Below are 5,508 nucleotides of genomic sequence, written 5' to 3' on the forward strand. Positions count from 1 at the left end.
TCCGAACCCGGAAGCTAAGCCTCACAGCGCCGATGGTACTGCAGGGGGGACCCTGTGGGAGAGTAGGACGCCGCCGAACAAATATTGGGAAAGCCCCCGCACCATTGGTGCGGGGGCTTTCTGCATTTCCGGAGAAGTTGCACGAGGAGACACAAGAAGGGGGTGCCCGACCGGGCACCCCCTTCTTTCGTTTCCGGATCTTTACAGCCGTCCCGCTGCCTTGAGAGCGAGGTAGGCGTCGGCCAGGGCCGGCGGGAGGTCCTCGGGGGCGGCGTCGACGACCGTCACGCCGTGACGGCACAGTTGTTCGGCGACGTGGTGGCGTTCCTCGCGGGCCTGGGCGGCCGAGGCGGCGCCGTAGACGGCCTCGACACTGCCGCGGCCCTCGGCCATCTCGGCGACGTGCGGGTCAGCCACGGAGGCGACCAGCAGTGTGTGCTGCTGCGTCAGGCGGCTTAGCACCGGCAGCAGGCCCTCGTCCAGGGGTGCACGGTCCAGGGCGGTCAGGAGGACGATCAGGGAGCGACGCGGTGCCGCGGCCACCGCCGTGGTGACGAGGCCTCGAGCGTCGGTCTCGACCAGTTCGGGCTCAAGGTTGGCCATGGCCGCGACCAGCGAGGCGAGCAGGTCGTCGGCGCTGTGGCCCTGGACGCGGGCCCGCACCTTGCGGTCGTAGGCCAGGAACCCGACGCGGTCGCCGGCCTTGGAGGCCAGGGCGGCCAGGAGCAAGGCCGCGTCCATGGAGGAGTCCAGCCGGGGGGCGTCGCCGACGCGTCCGGCCGAGGTGCGTCCGGTGTCGAGGACGAGGTGGACGTGGCGGTCCCGCTCGGGACGCCAGGTGCGGACGGCCACCGACTGCCGGCGTGCGGTGGCCCGCCAGTCGATGGACCGGGTGTCGTCCCCGGGGACGTACTCGCGCAGGCTGTCGAACTCGGTGCCCTCACCGCGGGTGAGGACGCTGGTGCGGCCGTCGAGTTCGCGCAGGCGGGCCAGCTTGGACGGCAGGTGCTTGCGGCTGTGGAACGGCGGCAGCACGCGCACCGACCACGGCACCTGGTGGCTGCCCTGACGGGCCCACAGCCCCAGCGGTCCGTAGGAGCGGACGGTGACCCGGTCCGGGGAGCGGTCGCCGCGACGGGTGGGGCGCAGCCGGGTGGTGAACCTGCGGCGTTCACCCGCGGGCACGTCGAGGACGTGCCGTGAGGGGTCGCCGCCCGGGGTGTCCGCGTGGCCCACGCCCGCGGTGCGGGCGTCGGCGGGCCAGCTGCTGGGCGGCCAGGCGTCCCTCAGGCGGCCCTTGAGGGGCCGGCGGGACGGGTTGGTGACGGTGAGGGTCACCTCGGCGGTGTCGCCGAGACGGACGGAGGTGTCGCCGGACCGGCTCAGGCGCAGGCGCCGGACGGGGGCGGCCAGCGCGAAGTCGCAGGCGCAGGCCGCCGCCAGGGTGCCGTTCACGGCGAGGACGCCGGTCCAGCTGGGTTCCAGCAGGCCGACCGGGAGCGAGCCGATGGCCGCCAGGAGGGCGGCCCGTCCGGTGAGAGCCATCAGCGCGGCACCGGGACCTGGGCGAGGACCGCGGTGATGACGGAGTCGGCGGTGACACCCTCCATCTCGGCCTCGGGCCGCAGCTTGACCCGGTGGCGCAGGGTGGGCAGGGCGAGGGCCTTCACGTCGTCGGGGATGACGTAGTCGCGGCCGGTCAGCCAGGCCCAGGCGCGGGCGGTGGAGAGCAGGGCGGTGGCGCCGCGCGGGGAGACGCCGAGGGCCAGGGAGGGCGACTCGCGGGTGGCACGGCAGACGTCGACGACGTACGCGGCTATGTCGGGGGAGACGGTGGTCTTCGCGACGGCGGCGCGGGCGGCCTCGATGTCGGCGGCGGAGGCCACCGGGCGCAGTCCCGCGGCGGCCAGGTCGCGCGGGTCGAAGCCGGAGGCGTGCCGGGTGAGGACGCCGATCTCGTCGTCGCGGGAGGGCAGCGGCACGGTGAGCTTGAGCAGGAAGCGGTCCAGCTGGGCTTCCGGCAGCGGATAGGTGCCCTCGTACTCGACGGGGTTCTGGGTCGCCGCGACCAGGAACGGCTCGGGCAGCGGGCGGGGCGTTCCGTCGACGGTGACCTGACGCTCCTCCATGGCCTCCAGGAGGGAGGACTGCGTCTTGGGAGGGGTGCGGTTGATCTCGTCGGCGAGCAGCAGGTTGGTGAAGACCGGGCCGGCCTGGAAGGAGAACTCGGCGTTGCGGGTGTCGTAGACCAACGACCCGGTCACGTCGGCGGGCATCAGGTCGGGGGTGAACTGGACGCGCTTGGTGTCCAGTCGCAGGGAGGCCGCCAGGGAGCGGACGAGGAGGGTCTTGGCGACGCCGGGGACGCCTTCGAGGAGGACGTGGCCGCGGCAGAGCAGGGCGACGACCAGGCCGGTGACGGCGGGGTCCTGGCCGACGACGGCCTTGCCGATCTCTGCCCGCAGGCTCTCCAGGGCGGCCCGCGGGTCGCCGGTGGGCGCGGTGGTGTCGGCGGTGGGCTGCCAGGAGCCGGGGGTGATGTCGGCGGTCGGGTCCGTCATGGACGGCTTACCTCTCTTTCGAGGGCGTCGAGTCGGTCGGCGAGGGAGACGAGGGCCGCGTCGTCGCCGGGCGGCGGGCCGAAGAGGAGTTCCTGGAGGGTGGCGGCCCGCGCGGGGTCGCCGATGCGGGCCGCCACGGCGGGCAGCAGGGCCTCCGCAGAGTGGGCGCGTGCGACGGGGACGCCGGTCAGCGGTGCCAGGCGCAGGCGGGTGGCGCCGCGCAGCGCTTCGGCGGCGCGGTCGCGGGCCTTGGCCGCGTGGTAGAGGCGGGCCCGGCCCTCGGTGGTCTCCGAGGCGCGGACGACCACGGGCAGCGGTTCGGTGACCAGGGGGCCGAAGCGGCGGCCGCGCCAGAAGGCGGCCGCGGCAGCGGCGATCAGCAGCTGGAAGGCGGCCCACTGCCAGGAGGCGGGCAGCAGGGAGCCGACCTGGGACATGCCGTCCTGGCCCTCACCGGCCGGGCCCGCCTCGGCGACGTCGGCGAGGGAGGGGATGTACCAGACGAGGTCGGGTCGGGAGCCGAGGAGGCCGAGGGCCAGGGAGGCGTTGCCGTGCTCGGCGAGGCGCTCGTTGGTCAGGAAGGCAGGTGATCCGACGACCACCGTGTCGCCGCCCGTCTTCGTCGGGGCGTAGGACGGGAGGCGGACCAGGGTGGGCAGGCCGTCGCTGAGGTAGCAGGAGTCCGCCTCCTGCGCGGTGACGCGGTAGCGGATGCCGGTCGTCTCGGCGTCGCCGGCCTGTTCGGCGGCGGGCAGGGCGCAGGAGGGTTCGGCGGTGTCCTGAAAGGCCGGGGTGGCGTCGGCGGCGACGCCGGGGGCCAGGGCGTCGGTGGAGACGCCCGGGGCCAGGAGCACCAGGTTGCTGCCGGTGGCGGTGGCGGCGTCGCGCAGGGAGCCGGCCTGGGTCTCGGTGAGCAGGTCGGGGACGGCGACCAGCAGGGTGGTGTCCGGTCCCATGGCGGAGGTGGCGTCGTCGAGGGTGGTGACGGTGCGGGTCTCGACGCCGTGGTCGCCCAGCACCTCGGCGACGGCCTTCGCCCCGCCGGCGCTCGGGGAGCGGGGGTCGAGGGGGCCGTTGTTCGCCGAGCGGGCCGCGGCCATGACGATGCCGGCGACGACGAGGACGGCCAGGACGAGCAGGATGCCTCGTCCGCGGGTCCACAGGTGCCGGGCGGTGGGCGAGGTGGAGGTGCCGCCTTCGGGACGGGGCGAGGTGGAGGTGCCGCCCTCCGGACGGTGCGCGGTGGCGGTCATTCGGCGGCTCCCGGGCTGGTCCAGCCGGCGCGGGAGGCCGTCGCGGCGTCGGCGAGCAGGGGGGTGGCCCTGCGCAGGTCGGCGTCGAGGAGGGCGATGCGCCGGTAGGTGTCCTCGGTGGCGGTGCGGCCGCCGTAGGTGACGTCGTCGAAGTCGCGGGCGGCGGTGTGCAGCCGGTCCGCGTGGCCGGGGAGGACCCGGCCGGCCTCGGCGGCGGCCTCGTCCGCGGTGCGGCCGGGGCGGACGTCGAGCAGGGTGCGTTCCTCCAGGGAGCGGAATAGGGCACGGGTGTGCTCCTGGACGGCGCGGGTCCAGTCGCCGCGGGCGGCTGCCTCCTCGGCGGCCGTGCGGTGTGCGGCGGCGCTGCGCGGGCCGTCGGCGAACAGCGCGTCCTGCGCAGCGGCCGGCGGGCGGCGTCCGGGCAGGCCGAGGCGGACGACGAGCAGGACCAGCAGCAGGAGCACCGCCCCGAGGAGCAGCCAGAGGCCGGTGTGGCCTCCGGGCGCGAGGGAGGCGGCCCGGTCGAAGAGGTCGGAGACGGCTTCGCCGAGCCACCGCAGGGCGCGCTCGAGGAGGCCGGGGTCGTCCTGGTGGTAGACGCCCTTGGACAGTTCCCTCTCGGCCTCCTCCCGCGCGGGGTCGCGCGGGAGGGTGACCGGAGGGCCGTCGTCGGACGTGGTGTGCGCGGTGGCCGCGAGAAGCACGGCCGTTCCCCCCGCCCAGCTCACCGCATCAGCTCCCCGTGCCGGTGGCGAGGCCGGTGGCGCGGGCGAGCTCCAGGTCGAGCGCCTCGCGGCGGATGCGGCGGTCGATGTAGAGGAGCACGGTGACGCCGGCGGCGAAGGGCAGGGTGATCGTCTGGGCGATCACGCCACCGATGCTGGTGAACACGTAGTAGGTCGCCCCGAAGGAGTCGAGTTCGCCGCCGAAGTACGAGCTCGGCGAGAAGCCGTCGAGGATCATGCCCAGCACCTCGAACGGCGTCTGGACCATGAAGGCGAGCATCCCGGCGATGAGCGAGGCGAGCAGCTGGATGCCGAAGACGCGCCACCAGGAGCCCTTGACGAGCTTGGTGGAGCGGGTCATCGACCGGAACACGGGCTGCTTCTCGAGGATCAGCGCCGGTGAGGCGAGGGACCACTTGAAGTTGAGCCAGGTCACCAGCGCGAGGGAGGCGAGGACGCCCAGCACGATCAGCAGGATCCCGGCGGGCCTGGCGTCCTCGGAGATCAGCAGGAGGATGCCGGGGAGCAGACAGCCCACGAGCACGGCGACGAGGATCGTCGGGATGAGGACGGTGAGCCCGACGAGGCGGAAGAACTGGGGCTTCGAGGTCCGCCATGCCTGGCCGACCGTCGCGGGCCGGCCGAGGACCGCCTGGCTGATCACCGGGGTGAGCAGGGCGGAGGCCGCGGTGGTGCCGAGAAGCATGACGACCAGGGCGACCAGGTAGACGGCGCCCGTCGCGGCCATCAGGCCGGGGAGGTCCTCGGCGTCGACGGCGGCCGGGTCGGAGCTGAGGGTGCTCAGGTCGTCGAGGAGGCTGAGGGCGCCGAGGAGAGACAGGCCCTGGGTGACGAGGGCGACGACGAAGGAGATGCCGAGGACGGGGCGCCAGTAGGTGCGCATGGTGGCGACCGCGCCGTCGAGGATCTCGCCGAGGCCGAGGGGGCGGAGCGGGACCACGCCGGGCT

The 5,508-nt window shown here is 74.4% G+C and carries 5 protein-coding genes and 1 rRNA gene; 1 reads left to right on the plus strand and 5 read right to left on the minus strand.

Features of this window, described 5'->3' with window-relative positions:
* Window positions 1-79 (plus strand): 5S ribosomal RNA (gene rrf, locus ACOV8S_RS18320); the annotation flags it as partial.
* A 122-nt stretch (window positions 80-201) separates the two neighbouring features.
* Here the strand turns inward: rrf and ACOV8S_RS18325 are convergent.
* The 5 genes from ACOV8S_RS18325 to ACOV8S_RS18345 form a co-directional block, all read right to left on the minus strand.
* Entirely contained in the window at window positions 202-1,545 is a 1,344-nt protein-coding gene (locus ACOV8S_RS18325) for a DUF58 domain-containing protein (protein WP_448318906.1), read from the minus strand.
* The gene (locus ACOV8S_RS18330) at window positions 1,545-2,561 is read right to left on the minus strand and encodes an AAA family ATPase (RefSeq protein ID WP_448318907.1); all 1,017 of its coding nucleotides are present in this window, start codon (window positions 2,559-2,561) and stop codon (window positions 1,545-1,547) included. The genes ACOV8S_RS18325 and ACOV8S_RS18330 overlap by 1 nt, the downstream gene beginning before the upstream one ends.
* On the minus strand, window positions 2,558-3,814 hold the full coding sequence (locus ACOV8S_RS18335) for a DUF4350 domain-containing protein (RefSeq protein WP_448318908.1): 1,257 nt from the start codon (window positions 3,812-3,814) through the stop codon (window positions 2,558-2,560). Before ACOV8S_RS18335 ends, ACOV8S_RS18330 begins: the two co-directional genes overlap by 4 nt.
* Window positions 3,811-4,518 (minus strand): DUF4129 domain-containing protein, encoded by a 708-nt coding sequence (locus tag ACOV8S_RS18340; RefSeq protein ID WP_448318909.1) that lies wholly within the window; start codon window positions 4,516-4,518, stop codon window positions 3,811-3,813. The genes ACOV8S_RS18335 and ACOV8S_RS18340 overlap by 4 nt, the downstream gene beginning before the upstream one ends.
* 28 nt (window positions 4,519-4,546) lie before the next feature.
* Window positions 4,547-5,508, minus strand: a 962-nt coding sequence (locus ACOV8S_RS18345) for a glycerophosphoryl diester phosphodiesterase membrane domain-containing protein (RefSeq protein ID WP_448318910.1), incomplete at its 5' end; no start/stop codon positions are given.

The organism is Streptomyces sp. CO7 (assembly GCF_053474865.1).

What these genes read in the sequence shown, in the direction of transcription:
- ACOV8S_RS18325 (WP_448318906.1), bottom strand. Translation starts at nt 1,545, where the DNA reads ATGGCTCTCACCGGACGGGCCGCCCTCCTGGCGGCCATCGGCTCGCTC.
- ACOV8S_RS18335 (WP_448318908.1), bottom strand. Translation starts at nt 3,814, where the DNA reads ATGACCGCCACCGCGCACCGTCCGGAGGGCGGCACCTCCACCTCGCCC.
- ACOV8S_RS18330 (WP_448318907.1), bottom strand. Translation starts at nt 2,561, where the DNA reads ATGACGGACCCGACCGCCGACATCACCCCCGGCTCCTGGCAGCCCACC.